19 protein-coding genes and 2 tRNA genes are annotated in these 20,846 nt (G+C 42.7%); 8 read left to right on the top strand and 13 right to left on the bottom strand.

All coding sequences use genetic code 11. From position 1 onward, the window contains the following. Nucleotides 1-108: 108 nt before the first annotated feature. Nucleotides 109-1,854 carry an L-lactate permease gene (locus tag CQA49_RS01715; protein WP_115574238.1) on the bottom strand — a complete coding sequence of 582 codons (1,746 nt, stop codon included), beginning with the start codon at nt 1,852-1,854 and terminating at the stop codon, nt 109-111. 324 nt (nt 1,855-2,178) lie between these two features. Between CQA49_RS01715 and CQA49_RS01720 the strand changes: the two genes are divergently transcribed. From CQA49_RS01720 to CQA49_RS01750, 7 genes are all read left to right on the top strand, one after another. Continuing rightward, nucleotides 2,179-2,925 carry a (Fe-S)-binding protein gene (locus CQA49_RS01720; RefSeq protein WP_115574239.1) on the top strand — a complete coding sequence of 249 codons (747 nt, stop codon included), beginning with the start codon at nt 2,179-2,181 and terminating at the stop codon, nt 2,923-2,925. Nucleotides 2,926-2,946: 21 nt separating this feature from the next. Then, the gene (locus CQA49_RS01725; protein WP_115574240.1) at nt 2,947-4,416 is read left to right on the top strand and encodes a LutB/LldF family L-lactate oxidation iron-sulfur protein; all 1,470 of its coding nucleotides are present in this window, start codon (nt 2,947-2,949) and stop codon (nt 4,414-4,416) included. Beyond that, the gene (locus tag CQA49_RS01730) at nt 4,409-5,092 is read left to right on the top strand and encodes a lactate utilization protein C (protein WP_115574241.1); all 684 of its coding nucleotides are present in this window, start codon (nt 4,409-4,411) and stop codon (nt 5,090-5,092) included. Before CQA49_RS01725 ends, CQA49_RS01730 begins: the two co-directional genes overlap by 8 nt. A gap of 2 nt (nt 5,093-5,094) precedes the next feature. Beyond that, on the top strand, nt 5,095-5,721 hold the full coding sequence (locus CQA49_RS01735; protein ID WP_115574242.1) for a ribonuclease HII: 627 nt from the start codon (nt 5,095-5,097) through the stop codon (nt 5,719-5,721). A 153-nt stretch (nt 5,722-5,874) separates the two neighbouring features. Further along, nucleotides 5,875-6,720, top strand: a complete 846-nt coding sequence (locus CQA49_RS01740) for a fumarate hydratase (protein ID WP_115574243.1) — start codon at nt 5,875-5,877, stop codon at nt 6,718-6,720. Nucleotides 6,721-6,738: 18 nt separating this feature from the next. Continuing rightward, nucleotides 6,739-7,302, top strand: a complete 564-nt coding sequence (locus CQA49_RS01745; RefSeq protein ID WP_115574244.1) for a Fe-S-containing hydro-lyase — start codon at nt 6,739-6,741, stop codon at nt 7,300-7,302. A gap of 119 nt (nt 7,303-7,421) precedes the next feature. Beyond that, nucleotides 7,422-8,027, top strand: coding sequence for a bacteriohemerythrin (locus tag CQA49_RS01750; protein WP_115574245.1), 606 nt, complete (start codon nt 7,422-7,424; stop codon nt 8,025-8,027). 58 nt (nt 8,028-8,085) lie between these two features. Here CQA49_RS01750 and rimP read toward each other — a convergent pair whose 3' ends face one another. The 11 genes from rimP to CQA49_RS01805 form a co-directional block, all read right to left on the bottom strand. Next, complete coding sequence (rimP, locus tag CQA49_RS01755; protein ID WP_115574246.1) at nt 8,086-8,679, bottom strand: ribosome maturation factor RimP; 594 nt, start codon at nt 8,677-8,679, stop codon at nt 8,086-8,088. 21 nt (nt 8,680-8,700) lie between these two features. After that, nucleotides 8,701-9,060: a 30S ribosome-binding factor RbfA gene (gene rbfA, locus CQA49_RS01760; RefSeq protein WP_115574247.1), complete on the bottom strand. Its 360-nt coding sequence runs from the start codon at nt 9,058-9,060 to the stop codon at nt 8,701-8,703. Nucleotides 9,061-9,133: 73 nt separating this feature from the next. Beyond that, nucleotides 9,134-10,552 carry a glutamate--tRNA ligase gene (gltX, locus tag CQA49_RS01765; RefSeq protein ID WP_115574248.1) on the bottom strand — a complete coding sequence of 473 codons (1,419 nt, stop codon included), beginning with the start codon at nt 10,550-10,552 and terminating at the stop codon, nt 9,134-9,136. A 12-nt stretch (nt 10,553-10,564) separates the two neighbouring features. Then, nucleotides 10,565-12,349 carry a methyl-accepting chemotaxis protein gene (locus CQA49_RS10595; RefSeq protein ID WP_115574249.1) on the bottom strand — a complete coding sequence of 595 codons (1,785 nt, stop codon included), beginning with the start codon at nt 12,347-12,349 and terminating at the stop codon, nt 10,565-10,567. A gap of 31 nt (nt 12,350-12,380) precedes the next feature. Next, nucleotides 12,381-12,617: a hypothetical protein gene (locus CQA49_RS01775; RefSeq protein WP_115574250.1), complete on the bottom strand. Its 237-nt coding sequence runs from the start codon at nt 12,615-12,617 to the stop codon at nt 12,381-12,383. A 19-nt stretch (nt 12,618-12,636) separates the two neighbouring features. Continuing rightward, entirely contained in the window at nt 12,637-13,983 is a 1,347-nt protein-coding gene (locus CQA49_RS01780; protein ID WP_115574251.1) for a DUF3373 family protein, read from the bottom strand. 406 nt (nt 13,984-14,389) lie between these two features. Continuing rightward, nucleotides 14,390-14,476: transfer RNA gene (locus CQA49_RS01785), tRNA-Leu, on the bottom strand. Nucleotides 14,477-14,512: 36 nt separating this feature from the next. Next, a tRNA-Leu gene (locus CQA49_RS01790) sits at nt 14,513-14,597 on the bottom strand. A gap of 34 nt (nt 14,598-14,631) precedes the next feature. Continuing rightward, nucleotides 14,632-14,964 carry a F0F1 ATP synthase subunit C gene (locus tag CQA49_RS01795; RefSeq protein WP_115574252.1) on the bottom strand — a complete coding sequence of 111 codons (333 nt, stop codon included), beginning with the start codon at nt 14,962-14,964 and terminating at the stop codon, nt 14,632-14,634. A 144-nt stretch (nt 14,965-15,108) separates the two neighbouring features. Next, nucleotides 15,109-16,491: a peptidase U32 family protein gene (locus tag CQA49_RS01800; protein WP_115574253.1), complete on the bottom strand. Its 1,383-nt coding sequence runs from the start codon at nt 16,489-16,491 to the stop codon at nt 15,109-15,111. A 93-nt stretch (nt 16,492-16,584) separates the two neighbouring features. Further along, the gene (locus tag CQA49_RS01805; RefSeq protein WP_115574254.1) at nt 16,585-17,292 is read right to left on the bottom strand and encodes a chemotaxis protein; all 708 of its coding nucleotides are present in this window, start codon (nt 17,290-17,292) and stop codon (nt 16,585-16,587) included. A gap of 262 nt (nt 17,293-17,554) precedes the next feature. On the opposite strand from CQA49_RS01805, the gene htpG reads away from it, so the two are divergent. After that, the gene (gene htpG / locus CQA49_RS01810; protein WP_115574255.1) at nt 17,555-19,453 is read left to right on the top strand and encodes a molecular chaperone HtpG; all 1,899 of its coding nucleotides are present in this window, start codon (nt 17,555-17,557) and stop codon (nt 19,451-19,453) included. 69 nt (nt 19,454-19,522) lie between these two features. Here the strand turns inward: htpG and CQA49_RS01815 are convergent, their stop codons facing one another. Continuing rightward, nucleotides 19,523-20,476: an ABC transporter substrate-binding protein gene (locus CQA49_RS01815; RefSeq protein WP_115574256.1), complete on the bottom strand. Its 954-nt coding sequence runs from the start codon at nt 20,474-20,476 to the stop codon at nt 19,523-19,525. Nucleotides 20,477-20,846: the final 370 nt, after the last annotated feature.

Consider the following 20,846-nt stretch of genomic DNA (forward strand, 5'->3'; position numbering starts at 1 on the left):
GGAAAGATTCTAAATAATCCGCTCGTAAGCGCAAACCGAGATTTTGCACTGCAAGATCTCTAAAAATTTGCAAAGCAAATTTTTATGCGTCATCAGAATCTTTTGACCTCACGGAACAATAAACGGAAACGCAAATGCTGTGATAAGGCAAGCTACACCGCTACCAAGCGCGAGGATTAGCGAGTATTTGAGCGTGTAGCCGAGTACTTGTGCCTCTTTCCCCACAAGCCCCACGACAGAAGCCGCCACTGCGATGCTTTGCAAAGAAATCATTTTCCCTGTCGCGCCACCTATGGCATTTGCAGAGAGCAAAAGCACTTCATTAATGCCAAGCTGTCCGGCGGTGAGCTGCTGAAGCGAGCCAAAAAGCACATTTGAGCTTGTCACACTTCCTGTCAAAACCACGCCAAGCCAGCCCACAATGGGCGAAAAGAATATAAAGCTTTCCCCTGTTTTTGAAAGCGCAAGTGCCAATGTAGCCGAAATCCCGCTGTAGTTTGACACATAGGCAAAGGCTAGCACAAGGCAAATCGTCACCACCGCAAGATACATTTCCTTAAAAGTCTCGCTAAATGCGCTAAGCGCGACCTTTGGCTTAATCTTTAAAATCATAGCGGTGCAAAGCGCAGCAAGGAAAATCGCGCTCCCAACGCTGTTTATAAGTGGAATCTCAAAAAGCGATTTTACTGCCTTTGATTCTGCGACAATTGGCGCAACTTGATAGATTTCGCTTAGCTCTTTAAAGTTAAATTTCAGCGTCAAAAACTCTAGCGCCCCGCCACTTGCAAAGAGCGCATTAAACCAATCCTGCGTCCAAATGACAATGATAAAAATGAGAATCCCAAAAGGCGCGCCACTTAATAAAGTCTGCTTTACGCTTATGGTGCGTGGTTTTGGCGCGTTGAGTGATTCTATCAAAACTTTGGAATCTAGTGAATCTTGCGCGATTTTTGAATCAACGCCCTGCACGCTTTTATTTTCAGCAAGCATAATGTTTTTTGGCTTCCAAACTTTCAAAAATGCGCCAAGCGCGGTGATAGACACGATGCCCGCGGTAATATCTGGCAATTCTGGACCAAAAAATGACGCTGTGATGATTTTCGCACTAATAAAACTAAATCCAGCCACAAAGCACGCAGGTGCGCTTTCCCTAACGCCCTTAAATCCGCTTAGCAAAAACACAAGCAAAAAGGGAATGCAAAATGAAAAAGGTGCAAGCATAATAGCCGACATTGTGGAAATTTTGAGCGCATCAACTTGCACCAAATTTGCAAGCGCGGTAACCGGAATCCCAACCGCGCCAAAAGTCGCAGGCGGAAGGTTGGCAATCAAGCAAAGCCCGGCTGCTTGAATGGGCTTAATCCCCATTCCTACAAGAAGTGCGGCGGTAATTGCCACAGGACCGCCAAAGCCGATTGTCCCTTCCAAAAACGCGCCAAAGCAAAATGCGATGAGAATCACCTGCAAGCGCATATCAGGCGTTATTGTGATGATAGATTCTCGCAAAATATCAAAATAGCCAGATTTCACCGTGAGCTTGTAGAGGAAAATCGCGGCGATAATAATCCAACCAATGGGATAAAGCCCAAAAAGCACACCATAAAGCAGGCTATAGAGGACTTTTAAAATCGGCATATCATAGGCAAAAACTGCCACCAAACTTGCCAAAACCACGGACAAAAACGCCGCGCTATAGCCTTTAAGCTTAAAACCCACAAGGCACACAAAGAAAAAGATAATCGGCACAGCCGCCACAAGCGCGCTTATAAAGATATTGTCAAAGGGATTGTAGTTTTGCTCCCAAATTGCGCTACTTGCCTGCGCTAGGCTTCCTAAATCAGCTAAAGTCTCCATTAACTCCTCCAAAAAACAAATTCCAAAAAATCTCGCGCATTATAATGCAGAAAGTAAATATTTTATAAAATATTTTGCATAAAGTTTAAATTTTATTTTACTTTTTTACACATTTTCAGTTTTTATTTAAGTTTAAAATTTGCCAGATTCTGTGGAAAGTAGGCAGATTCTCGCCATTGTTTCAAAGTATATAAAAAACCTTTCAAACTAAAATAAAAAGCTACGAAAAAGCAATTTATTTGCAAAATTTTCTTTTTATAGAATCTCATTAATCACAGCATTATAAAATCTAGCCCGTCACAATTTCACATAAGGAAGGAAATCATGCAGGAATCAAACAAAGTGTATTTTTTCTCCACCTGTATCGGTGCTGCGGCGTGTTCGAATACTTGCATAAATGCTATTAAGCTTTTGCAAAAAGAAGGGGTTGAAGTCATTTTCAAAAAAGACCAAACCTGTTGCGGACAGCCCACTTTCAACTCTGGCTACTATGAGGAAACCAAAAAAGTCGCCTTGCATAATATGAATCTTTTTGAGCAAGATATTCCCATTATCCTGCCAAGTGGCTCATGCACGGGAATGCTAAGGGTTGATTATCTTGAGCTTTTTGAGGGCACGGAATATGAGGAGCGCGCGCGCAAGTTTTGTTCTAGAATCTATGAACTAAGCGAATACCTAATCAAAATTGGCGCAAGCTACGAAGACAAGGGCGCGCCAACCTCGATAACTTGGCATAGTAATTGCCATGCGATGCGCGTTGCAAAATGTATAGATTCTGCGAAAACGCTTTTACGAAGCTTGAAAAATGTCGAGCTTATCGAGCTAGAGCGCGAAGAGGAATGCTGCGGCTTTGGCGGGACATTTAGCGTCAAAGAGCCAGAAGTTTCAAACACAATGGTAAGTCGCAAAATTGAAGACATAAAAGCGCGCAACGTAGAATACATAATCGCGGGCGATGCGGGCTGCGGGCTAAATATCAGCGGTGCGATGAAAAAGCAAGGCGTGAGCGTGAAATATATGCATCTCTACGACTTCCTTGCCACGCGCATTGGCATTGCGGATTCTAAGTAGATTCTTAAAAAGGAGGGGAAAATGAGCGCTACACACAATCAGCCAACAGGCAAAGAGCTTAAGCAAAAATACCACGAAGCCATCAACGAGGGGCTAAACAACAAGCAACTACGCACAAACCTGCTCAATGCGATGGATACCCTGCGCGGGAATCGCAAGAAGCTTATAAACGCGCGATTTATCGACTGGCAAGCCTTACGCGATAAAGGCAGGGAGCTAAAACAAAAGAATCTGCGCCATTTAGATGAAATCCTAGAAACCTTTGAAAAAAACGCCACGAGAAATGGCATGAAAGTGCATTGGGCGCGCAATGCCAACGAAGCAAATGAGATTATCTTTAACCTCATGCAAGAGAAAGGAATCTCAAAGATTCTCAAAGGCAAATCAATGGCAAGCGAGGAGATTCATTTTAATAAATTTTTGGAATCTAAAGGCTTACAGGCGATTGAAACAGATTTAGGTGAGGTGATTTTACAACTTTTGGGTGAGACGCCCGTGCATATCGTTGTTCCAGCGATTCATAAAAACCGCTATGAAATCGGCGAACTTTTTCATAAAAAAATCCCAAACGCACCTTTAGAATCTGAACCAGAAAAGCTCAATGGCATTGCGCGAACATATATGCGTAAGGAGTTTGAGGGCTTTAAAATGGGGCTTAGTGGCGTGAATTTTGGAATCGCAAATGAGGGCGCGATATGGCTTATCGAAAACGAAGGAAATGGGCGTATGAGCACCACTGCACCAGATATTCATGTCGCAATTTGCGGGATTGAAAAGGTGGTGGAAAGCTTTGAAGATGCCGCGATTTTGGATACTTTGCTTGCCCCCTCCGCGGTTGGCACGCCTATCACTTGCTATAACAACATCATCACTTCCCCGCGCAAAGATGGCGAGCTTGATGGACCAAAAGAAGTGCATATCGTGCTGCTTGATAATAATCGCTCAAATATGTTGCAAGATTCTCATTATTACCGCGCGATGAGCTGTATCCGCTGTGGAAGCTGTCTAAACCACTGCCCGGTGTATGATAAAATCGGCGGGCATGCGTATCTTAGCACTTATCCCGGACCTATTGGCGAGGTGATTAGCCCGCAACTTTTTGGAATCAACACCTGCTCGCCTATGCTTGATTTATGCTCGCTTTGCGGGCGTTGCTCGGAGGTTTGCCCGGTTGAAATTCCGCTAGCGGATTTAATCCGCGATTTACGCAGTGAGCGCGTAGGACAGGGGCGTAAAACGGTCGCTGGGAATGATGGTAGCACGCAAAATCCCGCTGAAATTAGCCAAATGAGGCAGTTTGCTGTTATGGCGACAAGCCCGGGAAAATGGCGTTTTGCGATGGGTATGGTTGGGACTTTTGGATTCTTAGGTAAATTTGTCGCGCCGTATTTGCCACTTATCAAAAACTGGGTGAAATACCGCGAATTCCCGCAAATCAGTGGCGGGCTACATACAAAAGTTTCAAAAATGCAAGGGGTGATTTATGAATAACACAGCAAATACCGCAAGAGACGAGATTCTAAGTAGGCTAAGTACTTCTATTAGTAAAAATACGCATATCCAAAATCACGCACCTCACTTTGAGGGCGCGATAAAGATTGAGGGCGAATTGCTTGAGACTTTTAAGAAAAATCACAGCAACAACAAGGGCATTATCGTAGAATCTAGCAAAGAAAATCTGCCCGCCACGATTGCAGAGATTTTGCGCGAAAATGAGGCAAAAGAGGTGCTTTATAATGTTGATATTGATGTGGATTCTAGCGCGCTTAGCGCGAGTGTGGGGGCTAGTGCGAATCTTGTGCCTTACACAAAAAGCGTTGATGAAATCCGCTCGCAACTTTTTTCTATCGATACTTCCATCGTGCAGGCGCGTTGCGGGGTTGCGGATTTGGGGATTTTGTGTTTGAGTGCGAACAAAGACGCCCCGCGCCTAAGCTCGCTTATCACCAATACTTGCATTTATCTGCTCCCAAAGGAAAACATCGTTCAGCATATTTTTGCAGGAATTGAGTTTGCAAAAGGCTACGAGCGCAAGCGTAGCGGGGATTCTAATTATCTGCCGACAAATATTATCTTTGTCGCTGGACCTTCGCGCACGGCGGATATTGAGCTTATCACCGTTTTTGGCGTGCATGGACCGCGCAAAACTTATGTGGTGCTGTATTAGGCGTGATTTGCGGGATTGATGAGGCTGGGCGCGGGTGCTTGTGCGCGAGCCTTTTTGTGTGCGGGGTGGCAGGTGAAGAAAGCGCGCTAGAAAATCTTGGCATTAAAGATTCTAAAAAACTCACGCAAAATGCGCGCTTTGCCAAAGCAGAAATTTTACAAGAACTCGCGCAAAAAGGCGCAATCGCTTATAAACTTGTAGATTTGAGCGCGCAAGAAATCGACACGCTTAGCCTAAGCGCGTGTATGCAAAAGGCATTGAGAGAGATTATAAATCATTTTGCAAGTTTTGACTTTAAGACAGAATCTAAGCTTTTTGTCTTTGATGGGAACACGACTTTTGGACTTCCTAGAAACCTTGCAGATTCTCACACGAACACGCGGATTTCACTGCAAACGCTCATCAAAGGCGATGATAAAAATCTCCTTATTTCTGCTGCTTCAATCCTCGCAAAAAGCGCGAAAGATTCTCAAATGATTGCGCTTGATAAGATCTATCCGCAATATGGCTTTGCCAAACACAAAGGCTACGGCACAAAAGCCCATATTAGCGCGATTGAGGCATTTGGACTTACGCCATTACATCGCAAAAGTTTTTGCAAAAATCTTTTCACCCCAACGCTTCTATAATCAATCTCAAAATCTCAAAACTCCCAAAAAAGCAATCAAAAAAGCAAAAATTACCCCCTACAAAGCAAGATATGGCGAATAATCCTAACCTTAATACATACTTAAGCAAAGTAAGTATAGACTACAAGCGCAATACAAAATAAGGGGGAAACAATGAGAGAGGTGCAATGCCAAGACATCACACAAGCAGTCGCAAAACTCGCGATTGAAGCTTGTTGCGTGCAAACAGATGACATAAAAAGGGCGTTTAAAAAAGCAAAGGATTCTGAAACTTCACCTTTGGGGAAAAATATCCTTGACACGCTTATCGAAAATGGCAAAATCGCGCAGGATAATATGATGCCAATCTGCCAAGATACCGGCATGCTGGTGGTTTTTGTCGATGTGGGGCAAGATGTGCATATTGTGGGTGGCTACCTAGAAGATGCGATAAATGAAGGTGTGAAAAAGGGCTACACAGAGGGCTATTTAAGAAAATCTGTCGTAAGCGAGCCACTTTTTGAGCGCAAAAACACCACAAATAACGCGCCCGCAGTAATCCACACAAGAATAGTGCCGGGAGATAAAATCCATATCCAAGTCGCGCCAAAAGGCTTTGGTAGCGAAAATAAAAGCATTCTAAAAATGCTTGTGCCAGCTGATGGCATTGAGGGCGTGAAAAAGGTGTTTTTAGAAGCTGTCAAATTAGCCGGACCAAATGCCTGCCCGCCAATGGTGATAGGCGTAGGCATAGGCGGGACGATGGAAAAAGCCGCGCTTTTAGCCAAAAAAGCCGCTGTGCGAGAGACAGATTCCAAAAATCCAGATCCACGCTATGCAAAGCTAGAAGATGAATTGCTAGAAATGGCAAATGCCACAGGCGTGGGACCGCAGGGCTTAGGCGGGATCACTACGGCATTTAAAGTAAATGTAGAGTGGTATCCAACGCATATCGCAGGACTTCCCGTAGCAATCAACATCAACTGCCACGCAGCGCGCCACTGCGACGCGGAACTATAAGCTTTCAAGGAGGCAACAATGAGCAACACACAAATAAGGAAAATTACCGCACCTTTTGATAAAGAAGTCGCCAAAAGCCTAAAAGCTGGAGAATCTGTGCTGATTTCTGGCACGATTTTAGTCGCAAGAGACGCCGCGCACAAAGCCCTAACCGAAGCCTTGCAAAGAGGCGAAAAACTGCCGGTGGATTTACGCGGAGAGACAATCTACTATCTCGGACCAAGCCCTGCAAAGCCCGGGAATCCTATCGGCTCGGCTGGACCCACCACAAGCGGGAGAATGGATAAATACACGCCAACTATCATAAAACAAGGCATTAGCGGTATGATAGGCAAAGGCTATCGCTCGCAGGAAGTGGTGGATTCTATGGTGGAAAATGGCGTCGTGTATATGGTGGCTGTAGGTGGTGCTGCCGCGCTTATTTCCAAAACGATTAAAAAATACGAAGTGCTAGCTTATCCAGAGCTCGGACCTGAAGCGGTGGCGCGCATTACGATTGAAAATTTCCCAGCGATTGTGGCGATTGACACGCAGGGGAATAACTTTTATGAGGTTGGGCAAAAACCTTATAGAAAAATTTAAGGAATGAAACATTACAATAGGAATTTTTATTTTATTTAATTTTAAGAATTGCCGATTCTAAATGCTTGAAAGCAAGAGAATCTGCGATTCTATCAATCAAAAACAAGGAACTTTGTAGAATGGGTATGCCTGCGTGGAGTGATGAATACTCCGTCCATAATGACACTATTGATAGCGAGCACAAAAGGCTTTTTGAACTCGCTGAAAAAGTCTATCAAATGGCGCATAAATCAACAAATCGCAATGAAGTCAAAGGCGTGCTAAGCGAGTTTTTCGACTATATGCGCGAGCATTTCTCGCATGAGGAAAAATATATGCAATCTATTGGCTATCCGCATTTAAGCGAGCATAGCAAGATTCACAAAACCATCATGGTGGATATGGCGCATTTGGTGAAAAATGCTCATTCCCTGCGTGAGCTTAAGGAAAAACTGCTTGTTATTACGCGTGATTGGCTTATCGGGCATATTATGCAAGAGGATATGAATATCGAGCGGTGGCGCGCCCTGCAAGTAGCGGATAATAATATCAAGCAAATTTTTGGCGACAGCAAAACAAATGGCGAGTTTTGCAACCTTGCAGACAAACCAAAAAGCTACATTTATCAATGCCATTGCAAAATCCACAGATTCCAAAAAGAAGCCCACCAAAAGCTACAAAAACTAGAAACTAATGTACTATGCAAAGAATGCAAATATCCGCTAGAATTCTTGCGTGAAGAATAGGCACTAGCTAAGATTCTTTTTAAAAGATAAAAGCACGCTAGATTCTCATCAAATACGCTTAAAATCTAAACACACTTTTTGCTTTTTTAATCTCTGCAAATGGGATAAAAATTTTTTCTTTTGTAGTAGGTGCTGTGGCGTTTTTGCTTGTGCGTGATTTATTAGAATCTACTATTTCTAGCAAAAGCGCGCCTGTAAATTCCGCGCTATTCGCATTTTCATTTACTCCGACAAGTAGCCCGCTTGTCTCGCTTTTATCCGCGCACTTAATGCTAACTTCCTCAAGCAAACTATAAAAAAAATGCTCCTCTTTTTTTAGCACGCGCTCTAGCCCCGGTGAGCTCACTTCCAAAAAATACGCGTTTGCATGCGCTAGCTCCACATCAAGCATAGGCGAAAGCGCCTCGCTAAAATGCGCACATTCCTCAAGCGTGATCCCCTCTCGCTTTGGCAAAGATTCCAACTCGCTAGATTCTATAAAATCCCGCGATTGCAGGCTTTTTAGCGCTTTCAAGCATTCAGAATCCAGCTCTTTAGTCAAAAACACGCGCAAAATGCTATGCTCATTTTCCTTCACCCATGCCATATCATAAAGCACAAAGCCCATAGATTCCGCAAGTGCGCGGATTTTTTGCTCCAAATCCACCTGCATTTATTTCCTTTTTAAAATTTCTTATTCCTCTTTTTGTCGCTCTTTGGCAATTTGCGCAAAAATCGCGTCCAGATTCCCACTCTCACGCATAGAATCATCAAAATAAAAGCTAAGCTCCGGGCATTTAAACCACGAAGTCGCGCTTAGCGCGTATTCCCTAAGCATTGGGCTTGCTTTTTTGAGCGCACTCAAAATCCCCGCGCGCTCACTTTGAGCAATATCACTAGATTCAATAAACACCTTCGCATGATACTTGCCAGATGAGCACAGCACGCGCGTGATGGAAAGCGCATTAAGCTTAGGATTGGCAAGCTCGCTAAGCGCAAGATTTAGCACCTCTTGCAAAAGCGCTTGTGTTTTTTGCAGTTTGATTTCATTCATTCTCACGCGCCTTGCATTTTATATTTTCGCACTTCTTTAGCCTGCATTTCCACACCTTGCGTTTTGCTCTATTTTAGCTTGGATTTTTTGCAAGCAAAGATTCAATGCGCGCACAAGATTCACTATTCCCTAGCACAAAAAGCGCGCAAGGCACGCCTATGCCCCCGCCTTTACCCAAAAGCGCTAAGCGCACAAGGGGCATACATTGCCCGAGTTTTAAATTTTTGCCCTCGCAAAATGTATGTAAAAATTCCTCGCATTCCTGCTCGCTTTGAAACTTTGCATTTTTAAGCGCCTCGCTCAATGCACGCAAAAACTCCGCCCCTTGAGAATCTAGCTTGCTTAAAAGCTTAGAATCATACTCTTTAGGCGCATTCAGCACTTCATTGAAATTCTTTGCAAATTCCACAAGCGTTTTGCTCCGCTCTTTTAGCGCGTTAAAAAGTGCCTCGCGCGCAGATTCTCTCTCTTTCTCTTCACGCTCACTCACAAAGGAAAAGCTTTGCAAAGGTTGCGCACCAAAATCAAGTAGCAAAGATTCTAATTTTTGCGCTGGGGTTTGCTTGATATAGTGATGATTGAGCCAAAGAAGCTTTTCTTCATTGTAGCTTGAAGGCGAGGAATTAAGCTTGTAAGGATCAAAAACTTCCAAAAGTCGCTCCATGCTGAAAATCTCTTCATCGCCATAGCTCCACCCAAGACGCACCAAAAAATTTAGCAACGCCTCTGGCAAATAGCCTAGATTCTTATATTCCATCACGCCCATCGCGCCATCGCGCTTGCTTAGCTTTTTACCCTGCGGATTAAGAATCATCGGCACATGAAAAAACTTCGGCACTTCAAAGCCTAGTGCTTGATACACCACGATTTGCTTAGGCGTATTGCTTAGGTGATCATCTCCGCGTATGACATCACTCACGCCCATCAACGCATCATCAATCGCCACGACAAAATTATAAGTCGGGCTACCATCACTGCGCGCGATAACAAAGTCATCGATCTCGCTCGCATCTACGCTAATGCGCCCTTTCACGCCATCTTCAAAGCTAATCACCCCTTGCAATGGCGCTTTTATCCTCACCACCGGCGTAATTCCCTCCGGTGGCGTGCCTGTAAAATCACGATAGCGATTGTCGTATTTCCACTTCTTGCCCTGCGCTTCTGCTTGCGCGCGCAAAGTCTCTAACTCCTCTTTGCTCATATAGCAATAATACGCCTTGCCCTCCTCTAGCAGCTGCTTGACATAGCGCGCATAGAGTGCGAAACGCTCGCTTTGATACACGATTTCCCCATCATGTTCTAAATCCACCCACTCAAAGGATTCCACAATTGCTTTTGCCGCATCGTGGGAATTGCGCGCTAAGTCCGTATCCTCAATGCGCAATAAAAATCTGCCATTATTTTTGCGTGCGTAGAGATAGTTAAAAAGTGCTGTGCGCAAGCCTCCAATGTGAAGGTAGCCCGTAGGCGAAGGGGCAAATCGTGTCGTCATCGCGCACGCCTCCTAAAATCCATTAATAACTTTGCTTAATATCGCGTCGCTTTCTTTAAGCTTCTCAGAGCGTTCAACCACGCTTTTAATAACCTCTGAAGACTTATGCAAAAGCCCATCAATTTCATTGAGTTCATTAATAATCCCGCGCGTTTGCTGTGTGATAGCAGCAGAGCCCTTAGATTGCTCGTCTGTATTTTGCACCACTTCAAGCATAAAGTCTTGAATCGTCTGAATACTTTCCTTTGAAGTGTCTGCCTCACGCGAGAGATCATTAAATGTCTTAGAATTTTGCGCAATTGAAGCGCTAATTTCATCAAGCGACTGCATTACGATATTTATGCGCACTTCGATTTCATGCAGGCTTTTTTGCGTGGATTCTGCAAGTTTGCGCACTTCATCAGCCACGACTGCAAAGCCCCTGCCATGCTCACCTGCGCGCGCAGCTTCAATCGCAGCATTGAGCGCGAGTAGATTTGTCTGATCCGCCACATCATAAATAAGCGAAGAAACATCTTTAATCTGCGTTACGCTTTCGCTCAAGCTTTGAAGTTTAGAGTTTAGCTCATCTTGGCTCTGCACCGTTTGCTCTAGCTCTCGCAAGAGTGAATTTACATGTGAGCTTGTATCATCAAGGTAGTTTTTGCTTTGTGAGATTCTCTGCTGTGAGGCATTTGAAAGCTCAATGTTAGAATCTAGCGCCTCCACAATGTTATTTCCTGACTGCGTATTCTTGCTCGTGCGCGCAACAATGTCTTTAATGTTTTTTTCTAAATCCGCAATATATTGATTTAAGCGCATAATCTCTTCTGTTGTATGCCCCGCGACCTCGATAGTCTGCTTCATCTTATCAATGAAAGAATTAATAAAAAGGCTTACAATATGAAGTTCATCTTTTTCGCCCCTTCCAAGGTGTAAAGTCCCACCTGCACGAAGTTTTTCCCCACCTTTGCTCACATCTTGCAAATAGGAAACCACACTTTGAGAATCCGCCCCAAAGCGTCTTAAGATTTTAAAGATAATAAACACAGTCGCCACTGTGATAAGCAAAATCACCAACAACATAAAGAAAATAAAATTTGACTGATTTTTTGCAAAATCTCGTATAGAATCTAGCGTTCCTAGATTTTCCAGCACCGCAGAAAGAGAGGTAGAATTTTTACTCAAACTATCGCCAATCTCTTGTATGCTCTTTGTCGAGCTGTCAAGCTTTTTGCTCACACCACTTGTCGTATCATAAATGCGCTCAATCAAAATCGAATGGATCTCTTGAAAATATTTTTCCAAATTTAGGCACAAATCCCTAACATTTTGAGAATTAAGCGCGCTTGCGATTTTAGGATAAAAGCTTTGCAAATCCGCGTCATTTTTAATAAAACTATCATTCCAGCTTTTTGTCATTTGCAGAATAATATTTCTATTGTTTGCGTCATTTGGGTTGATAAGAAGCGAGATAAGCTTTGCGTTAATTTGCCCGATAAACTCAAACTGCTCGATAAGCTCCTCATAAGAATCCATCGTTTGCTTTGTCTCGGTTATATGCCCTTTCATCGTGTTGATTTGCCCTGTGGCGTGAGTAGAAAGCTCGTTTAGCGCATTGAAGTTTTCCTGCACACTTTGCAAGCTTTTTGCTTCATAGCTTACAAAGTCTGAAAAAGTGGATTTAAACCAAAAAAAGGAAAGTGCCAAAAGCACAATTAACGCTGACAAAGTCGAAAGCCCGGTATTGAGCTTACTTGAAAGGCTAAGATTCTTAAATCTACTTAATATGCCCTCTTTCTTAGCATTTACACTCAATTGACACCCCTTTTTCTATATAAGTTTAAATCTATTTACCAGCGACTTGCTCTTTGTTTGGATTGTCCGCAGCTTGCGCTACCATACAACTTTCCAACGCCTTTGCATCTGCGCTATCAGTTACCTTTTTTGACACCCAGCGCTGAATCTGATTCATTGTTTTTGAAGCTGGATCTGGCGCATCATATTTTTGCATTAAAGACGCACAATCCGCCAACGCAAAACTCGGGATTACCGCCATTAGAGCGATTGAAAGATATTTTTTCATAGGTTTCTCCTTTCTTTAATTAGAATCGTAGCAAATACGACAATGCAAGATTCTGATTTGTAGTGCCTGTAGGCTGTGTCTCTGCGAAAAGTGGAGCTACGCCATATTTATTGTATTGATTTGTGTAGCTTAGGCGGAAAAATTGATTAATATCAATTTGGAAAATCGCATACACATCATGCACATCACCGCGTGTATTGCGGAAGTTAAATGGATCATTTACACTCACACGAGAGAATGCATACCAATACTGGCTACCATGGAAATACTCATATCCAAGCTTGAAATGTGAGCTAAAGTCATAGCGCAAGCCTACATGCACTGCATAGCCAGATTCTTCAGCAAAAAGACTTGGTGCGCTTGGACCTAAATTTGTCACATGTGAATTTGCACCCTGTGAGTAAGTATAAGATACAAACCAATTTAATCCACTGCCTAGCAATCTGTCATTTTCAAAATGCACATTAAGATAGCGGATATCACCAAGATTTACTGCATCTTTATTGCCTACAAGACCTGTAAGGCTAGAATTTACAGCAAGCAAACTTGCACTCGGTGCTGAATAATTGCTAAGGTTGATAAAAGTTAGCATCGCAAGGCTTGTGCCAAAGCTTTTTGGCAAAAATGGTGTTTCAAGTGTCCCAAATACGATATTTGCATCTGCTGTAGTTGATTTAGAGCTAGAGAAGATACTTCCCGCACCTGCAAACTCTGTTGCATAAAGTGGCTGATACACTTTTGAGAATCCAAGGCGCACCGCTACATCTTTATTGTCTTTAAAAGGATTGTAAGTAAGCACACCACCATCACCAAGCGCATTTACCGCCAAAGCTGGATAGGTGCTCATTCTAGCAGAGCCATTGCGGAGGTTTGAGCCCGGACCATCAGTCCCCGGCAAACGACCAACCGTCAAAGCAAAGTGATTACCTAAAAAGAGATCCACATATGCGCGCTCTACATAAATCGCTGAGCTTCCGCCTACACCACGCCCCGCATCAAGTGAGCCGATAACAGGACTTGTAAAAGTCAAGTCGCCAAATGCCTTTGTCATTGAAAGACGCCCTGTGAATTTTGTGTAGTTGTTGATATCTGCTTTCATATTGAGATACAATCCCATAGCCCATTTATTTGCCTGTGTTGTGTTTGTGTTAGTAGCTGGGTTTCTTGTGAAAACATTATTCATTGTAGCGTTGAAGTCAAGTCCAAAGCGGATTTTATTTAGCTCTGCTTTTGTCTCTACTTCCTCGACAAACTTTTCTAGCTCATCGATTTGCTTTTGCAACGCCTTCTCGTCTGCCAATCCCGCTGAAGCAAAAAGTGAAGCACTTAATGCACCTACAAGGAAGCTTGAAGTTACCTTTTTCATTCTTTCTCCTTAATTTAAGATTAAAATAGAGCCCGAATTATACAAAATTAACACTAAAGAAAGCTTAAAATACAAAAAAGTTTTAACTTTATTTAACAAACCCTGCTACAAAATTAAACTTTTTTAAGCATTTTAGACGAGATGATACAAATTACATTATAAAAATATATGCTTGTTTTAATAATGCACAAAAAGTAGACTAAATACGCCATTCTACCTACTATTACCAACACAACAAGCAACTTAAAAACAAATTGCAACAAAATTCCAAAAAAGTAAAGGTTTTTTTAACTATTAGTATAAAAATAAATATAGGGAAATTTAAAATCTAAAATTTATTAGTAAAAATAAATTGCCTTGTTGGTGCTTGCAATAAAGTGTTTTGAGTGAATTTGAAAGTTTCAGATGGTGCCGAAGGTCGGACTCGAACCGACACAGAGTTGCCCCTACTAGATTTTGAGTCTAGCGCGTCTACCAGTTTCACCACTCCGGCAGGAAGTGTGTTTTGCAAATATTTTAAAAGTTTCAATGGTGCGCTGAGCGAGATTTGAACTCGCACGGGTCGCCCCGCCACCCCCTCAAGATGGTGTGTCTACCAATTCCACCACCAGCGCAGTTGCAGATTCTCTAAAGAGAATCTGCGTTTTTTTACGCAGCTGCGATAAATCCAGCTGGTAAAAATGGATTTGTGTAAAGCGCGATAATCGCCAAAACAAGTGTATAAATAACTTGTGCTTCAATAAGAGCAAGTGCAATAAACATTGTTCCAAGCAATTTACCGCTAATGCCGGGATTACGCGCTGTGCCTGAAATTGTCGCTGCTGCTGCGTGTCCCATACCGATAGCACCACCAAGTGCTGCGATACCCACACCGATAACCGCGCCTGCTACTGAAAACGCTGCAACTGTGTCTGCTCCGCTAGGCTCTGCACCAAATGCCAACCCAAGCGCACCAAAAAATAGCACGAGAAAAAACTTCATGTGAAACTCCTTAAATTCAAATCTCAAAGCCTTTCGGATCGTTCCCCTACTTTGGACTTTGGAAGTCGAAAGTCTAGCGCGGGATTTATAAAAATTAGTTTAAAGCACGCAACTTAAAGTAAAAATTTTTAAATTTAAGCCCCTTTACGCCTCGATCTTTTGACGCAAAAAGCTTAGCGGTGGCAGGGCGCTAGGTAGTAAAAAGTAGTTTGTATTCCCGCTGTGGATAGAATCTAACTCCTTACCATTTTCTAGCACAATCTTAAAAAGACGCAAATAATACTCCCCGCCCTCTTTGTAAATCTCGCCAATGTTATTTTTCACGCACACGATTTCGCTTCCCAGCGGTGCGACAATCTGCTTTGGCTCATTTGGGAAAATGCTAAATTTACAAAGCGCTTTTGTCCCGCATTCGCTCACCTGCGCATTGACTTGATAGCTCCCCTCGCTTATGGCGGTTTGGTGATTTTGAGTATTGAGCTTTTCATATGGGCGGTGGATAATGTAGCCATCTGTAAATCCGCGATTTTTAAGCGTGTTTAGCTCATCTTGATAATGGCTACTTTGCAGCTCGCGCGCGCTGTAGTAGTCATCAAGTGCTTCTTTGTAGGTGCGCGCAGTGATAGCGGCGTAATATGCGGACTTCGTGCGCCCCTCGATTTTAAGCGCGTCAATGGCGTTGGAATCTAAAATCTCTTTAATATGACTTGCAAGATTGAGATCTTTTGAGTTAAAAATATGTGTGCCGATGCCCTCCTCTTCCTCTAGGCGCATCATCACGCCATTATCGGGGTTTTTGACATAAAATTCGCGCCCATCAAAAGGCACAAGTTTATCGCTTTGCAAATCACGCACAAAATATTCATAGTCAAATCGGCAGTCATTCGCGCAACTTCCGCGATTTGGTACGCGTCCATTTTGCAAGGCAGAGATAAGACAGCGCCCAGAAAAGGCAAAGCACATACTTCCATGCACAAAAATTTCTAGCTCTAAATCCGGCAGAGCTTTTTTAATCTCTACCGCGTCTTTCAAGCTTAGCTCACGCGCGCAAACAATGCGCTTTACGCCCATTTCATAAAATACCTCCGCATCAAGGACATTGAGCACATTTGCTTGAGTGGAAAGATGCACAGGAATATGTGGCGCGATAGATTTTGCGAGCTTCACCACACCCGGTGCTGCGATGATAAAGGCGTCAGGCTCTAACTCTGCCATTTTTTCAATATGAGATTCTAAAAGCTTTAATTGCGCGTTGAAGGGAAAACCATTGATTGTGACATAAATTTTTTTTCCAAGATTATGCGTGTAGCGCACAGCCTCCGCGAAAGTTGGCATATCAAATTCTTTGCCCGCGCGCGTGCGAAGTGAAAAATGACTCACCCCGCCATACACGACATCCGCGCCAAAGTTAAGCGCAATTTTGAGCTTTTCAAAGCTTCCGGCGGGGGAAAGCAATTCTGCGCGTTTTTTATTATTAGAAGTGGCTTTATTATCAGAAGTAGATTGCGTGGTGCTTGAAATTTGCATAGTTTTCCTTAAATTTTTTACATATATTTTGCTAGATTCTTAAATGATGCTAAAAATAAATTGATTTTTCAAAAATGCGGGAAAAGTCAGAATCTACTTATTCCCAAAAGACGCGATGAGCGCTTCGATCTCATCGTCATTGGCGACATCTGCCTTGTCATCGCCCGCGATATACACAGCCGAGCTTACGCGCTTGCTATCATCGATCTTGCCCTCAAAGAGCGAGTTCATATACTGCGCGAGCGCACGCATCACATTTATCACGCGCTCGATTTTTTGGCGATGGATGTCTTGGTATTGCATCAAATCCATCGCCTGCATGCACGCATCTGCGATATCATCGCAAGAAGAGTTGATTTCTTTTGAAAGTTTTTGCGCTTCTTTCACTTCTTCTAGCGCGTTTGTAAAGCTTTGGATATGTGGAAACGCCTCGCACAGCTTATTAAAAAGCTCTTCTTGAGATTGCAAAATCTTTTTAAGCGCCTTATTTTTCTTCGCTGCTTCATCTGATGAACTACTCATAATCTCGAGCTGATCGAAAATCTGCGTGCCTTTAGCTTCAGAATCTTTTGTCACATCATCAAGCTGATGCACGACTTTATGATCTTCTGTAGGTGGCGGTGGTGGCCATTTCTTATCCGCTTCTACGCGGTAATTTGATAGATCGCCAAACTCCCCTTCTTCCTGTGTTTTAGAATCTTTGGGGTCGCTAGATTGCGCTTCTTCACCTTGCGCGCCATCAAGAGAATCTAGCGTATCTTCCCCACCATTCATCAATGCGTCTAATTCTTCTTGCGTCATTTTTTTAAACCTTAAAAAACAAAATTTGTATCGCATTATAGTATGTTTTGTTTTTTCTTTTGTTAAAACTTTCATTTTTTATGAAAAAATTTTATGAGAAAAGATTCTGTATTTTGCAAACTTTAAGGGGTTTTTATAATAAAAGTTTATAGCACTTGTATAAAGATTATTAAATTTTTTCGCTCAAATATTAGCAATTTTTAGAATTTTGTGCTAGAATCCGCACTTTTATTTTCAAACACAACTAAAAAAGGAGCAATTTATGGCAACAAAACATTCTTTTCAAACTGAAATTACACAACTTTTGGATTTGATGATTCACTCACTCTATTCAAATAAAGAGATTTTTTTACGCGAGCTTGTAAGCAACGCATCTGACGCGCTGGATAAGCTTTCTTATCTCACACTCACTGATGAGAAGCTCAAAAAGCTTGATTTTTCCCCGCGTATCGACATTAGCTTTGATGAAAATAAGGGCATTATCACCATCAAAGATAATGGTATAGGTATGAATGAGGCGGATTTGAAAGAGCATTTAGGCGTGATTGCAAAATCCGGGACAAAAAGTTTTCTTTCTCAACTAAGTGGTGATAAGAAAAAAGACAGCGCGCTTATTGGGCAGTTTGGCGTGGGCTTTTACTCGGCATTTATGGTGGCAAGTCGCGTCGTGGTGCAAAGCAAAAAAGCCGGCGAGGACAAAGCCTATGCGTGGGTGAGCGAGGGCAAAGGTGAATATGAAATCGGCGAATGCGTGCAAGAAGACTTTGGCACGCAAATCACGCTTTATCTCAAAAAAGATGAAAAGCACTTCGCCTCACGCTGGGAGATTGAAAATATCATTAGCAAATATTCCGAGCATATCGGATTCCCAATTTTCTTGCATTACAAAGAAATGGTGAGCGAGGAAGAAGCAGATTCTGCGGAAACTAAAGATTCTAAAGACTCCAAAAAAGAACTAAAGCAAAAAGAAGTCGAGCAAGTCAAGCAAATAAACTCTGCCAAAGCCCTTTGGAATCTGCCAAAATCAGAGCTCAAAGCAGAGGACTACAAAGAATTTTATAAAAGTTTCGCGCATGATAATGCCGAGCCTATGCGCTGGGTGCATACAAAGGTAGAGGGGAATTTGGAATACACCACGCTTTTTTACTTCCCATCAAAAGCGCCATTTGATCTCTACCGCGTGGATTATAAAAGTGGCGTGAAGCTGTATGTCAAGCGCGTGTTTATCACAGATGATGATAAAGAGTTATTGCCGACATATTTGCGTTTCGTGCGCGGGGTGATAGATTCTAGCGATTTGCCTTTGAATGTCAGCCGTGAGATTTTGCAACAAAACAAGATTTTAGCAAATATCAAATCCGCCTCGACAAAGAAGATTTTGAGCGAAATCTCTGCAATGACAAAAGATGAGAATCTTTACAAAGAATTTTACGCGCAGTTTGGCAAAGTGCTAAAAGAAGGGCTTTATAGCGATTATGAAAATAAAGAAAAACTCTTAGATCTTTTGCGCTTTGAAAGCGATAAAAACGCCTTTATCTCGCTAAAGAGCTATAAAGATTCTATGCCAAAAGAGCAAAAAAGCATTTATTATCTTTTGGGCGAAAATAAGGATTTGTTAAAAAATTCTCCGCTCCTAGAAAAGTTCCAAAACAAGGGCTTTGAAGTGCTTTTGCTTAGTGATGAAATCGATGGAATGGTGATTCCTATGGTTGGCGAGTATGACAAAGTCCCGCTCAAAAATATCAGCTCAAAAGACGCGATAAGCGAGATTGGCGATGATGGTGTCGATGAAAAAGTGCAAAAAGAATTTGAAGGCATAATCAAGGCTTTCAAAGACGCACTAGGTGAGCGCGTAAGTGAAGTAAGCCTAACAAGCCTTATGCAAACAAGCCCGCTAAGCCTTATCAAGCAAGATGACAATCCGATGATGGCGCAGCTTTTCGCACAAATGGGGCAAAAAATGCCAGAATCTAAACCCAGCGTGGAGCTAAACATAAACCACGCGATTTTCCAAAAGCTCAAAAATGTGAAAGATGACGCGAAAATGGCAAAGGTGGCAAATCTGCTTTTTGACAGCGCGCTTATTGTCGAGGGGCAAAGCCTGCAAAGCGCAAAGGACTTCAGCACACAGCTTAATGATGTGTTGCTCGAGTGGCTTTAAACGCCCTCGCACTTTGTTGCGCTATATTTTCAAACTCACCTAAAAAAGCACAAAAAAATGGGGGGGGGCTTATTTCCCCTCTATGCGCTTAAATTCCTCATCGCTTAGTGGCGACAAAAATTCTAGGAAAAAATCTTGCGCGATTTTTTGCGCCTGTGCATCACTCACAAGCTCGGGTTGCACCTTTGCAAACGCCCAGATTCTGCCGATTGTCTGCATTACATTTGGTGGTTTTAAAAGCCAATTGCTCGGCGTTGAAGGCGCATAATACAACTTTTTATTTTTCACCGCAGAGAGAATCTGCCACTGCTTTGGTGGATTTTGTAAAAACCTTTTATACAGCCCAATCTCGCGCACAAAGATAATATCCGGATCTTTTAGCGCGAGCGTTTCAAGATTCACATTCACAAATGAGCTAGAATTGCTAAAATCCGAACAAGAAATCGCATTCACCCCGCCAATTTTATACGCCAAATCCTCCTCGCCCTCTTTAGCACAACTCGTAGAAAGCCCCTCACCAAGCGCAAAATAAATCTTTGGGCGCTTTGTGACTTGCGCATTTTTCTGCTCTAAAAACTTTTTGTTCGCGCGCACGACTTCCGCAAACCTCTTTGCCCTCTCTTGTATGCCAAGTGCCACACCCATTTGCTCGATTGCCTCATCGACTTTTTCTAAGTCCCAAGTTTCAACCTCGATTGTCTTAATCCCAAGCTTATTGTAAGGTTTCATAATCTCGGGTGCTGTGCCTTTTGCAAAAAAGATAATATCAGGCTTAAGCGCCACCAACGCTTCAAAAGATGCCGGATTGCCCTGCATAATGCCCCCAAGCACGGGTAATGTGCTTGCATTTTTTGGCATATAGGGCAAATCCTCCGGGTATGGCTTGTAATTTAGCCCGATAATCCCTTGCGGATACAAAACCTCCAAAAGTGCCGTAATTGGCGGGCTCATACCAAACACCCGCAAATCCTTTGCGCCCAACAAACTTACACAAAATACCGCTATTATCAACAATGCACGCATAAAGTCTCCTTTTCTTTAAATCAAATTATTGCTCGAGCATTTTACCCTTTTTTGCATAGATTCTTAGCAATTTTTAGAATCCATTTAAACACCACAAGCGCAAACCTAAAAATTTGCAAAGCAAATTTTTCAATCAAATAAAATGCAGTGTGCGGCACGCACTTTCTAGCGTTGTCGGGGGTTTGGGGGCGAAAAGCACGACTTTGAGCGGGGGATAAGGGGAGCGACTTCGCAATTCAAGCCCCCTTGTCCCCCTGCAAAAAAGAAATATAGAGAATCTAAGTGGGATTGAGCCAAACAAAAGGATTCTGAAAAATAGAATCTTTAAAAAGGAATTAAAAAATTAAGATTCTAAAAAGCTGGATTCTAA

Origin of the sequence: Helicobacter sp. MIT 00-7814 (assembly GCF_003364115.1) — a bacterium.
Classification (GTDB): Bacteria; Campylobacterota; Campylobacteria; order Campylobacterales; family Helicobacteraceae; genus Helicobacter_F.

Coding starts and splice junctions, on each gene's coding strand:
- CQA49_RS01715 (WP_115574238.1), bottom strand. CDS start 1,854: ATGGAGACTTTAGCTGATTTAGGAAGCCTAGCGCAGGCAAGTAGCGCA.
- CQA49_RS01730 (WP_115574241.1), top strand. CDS start 4,409: ATGAATAACACAGCAAATACCGCAAGAGACGAGATTCTAAGTAGGCTA.
- CQA49_RS01725 (WP_115574240.1), top strand. CDS start 2,947: ATGAGCGCTACACACAATCAGCCAACAGGCAAAGAGCTTAAGCAAAAA.
- CQA49_RS01720 (WP_115574239.1), top strand. CDS start 2,179: ATGCAGGAATCAAACAAAGTGTATTTTTTCTCCACCTGTATCGGTGCT.
- rimP (WP_115574246.1), bottom strand. CDS start 8,679: ATGCAGGTGGATTTGGAGCAAAAAATCCGCGCACTTGCGGAATCTATG.
- CQA49_RS01740 (WP_115574243.1), top strand. CDS start 5,875: ATGAGAGAGGTGCAATGCCAAGACATCACACAAGCAGTCGCAAAACTC.
- CQA49_RS01775 (WP_115574250.1), bottom strand. CDS start 12,617: ATGAAAAAATATCTTTCAATCGCTCTAATGGCGGTAATCCCGAGTTTT.
- CQA49_RS01805 (WP_115574254.1), bottom strand. CDS start 17,292: ATGACGCAAGAAGAATTAGACGCATTGATGAATGGTGGGGAAGATACG.
- CQA49_RS01800 (WP_115574253.1), bottom strand. CDS start 16,491: ATGCAAATTTCAAGCACCACGCAATCTACTTCTGATAATAAAGCCACT.
- CQA49_RS01745 (WP_115574244.1), top strand. CDS start 6,739: ATGAGCAACACACAAATAAGGAAAATTACCGCACCTTTTGATAAAGAA.
- CQA49_RS01795 (WP_115574252.1), bottom strand. CDS start 14,964: ATGAAGTTTTTTCTCGTGCTATTTTTTGGTGCGCTTGGGTTGGCATTT.
- CQA49_RS01750 (WP_115574245.1), top strand. CDS start 7,422: ATGGGTATGCCTGCGTGGAGTGATGAATACTCCGTCCATAATGACACT.
- gltX (WP_115574248.1), bottom strand. CDS start 10,552: ATGACGACACGATTTGCCCCTTCGCCTACGGGCTACCTTCACATTGGA.
- CQA49_RS01815 (WP_115574256.1), bottom strand. CDS start 20,476: ATGCGTGCATTGTTGATAATAGCGGTATTTTGTGTAAGTTTGTTGGGC.
- rbfA (WP_115574247.1), bottom strand. CDS start 9,060: ATGAATGAAATCAAACTGCAAAAAACACAAGCGCTTTTGCAAGAGGTG.
- htpG (WP_115574255.1), top strand. CDS start 17,555: ATGGCAACAAAACATTCTTTTCAAACTGAAATTACACAACTTTTGGAT.
- CQA49_RS01780 (WP_115574251.1), bottom strand. CDS start 13,983: ATGAAAAAGGTAACTTCAAGCTTCCTTGTAGGTGCATTAAGTGCTTCA.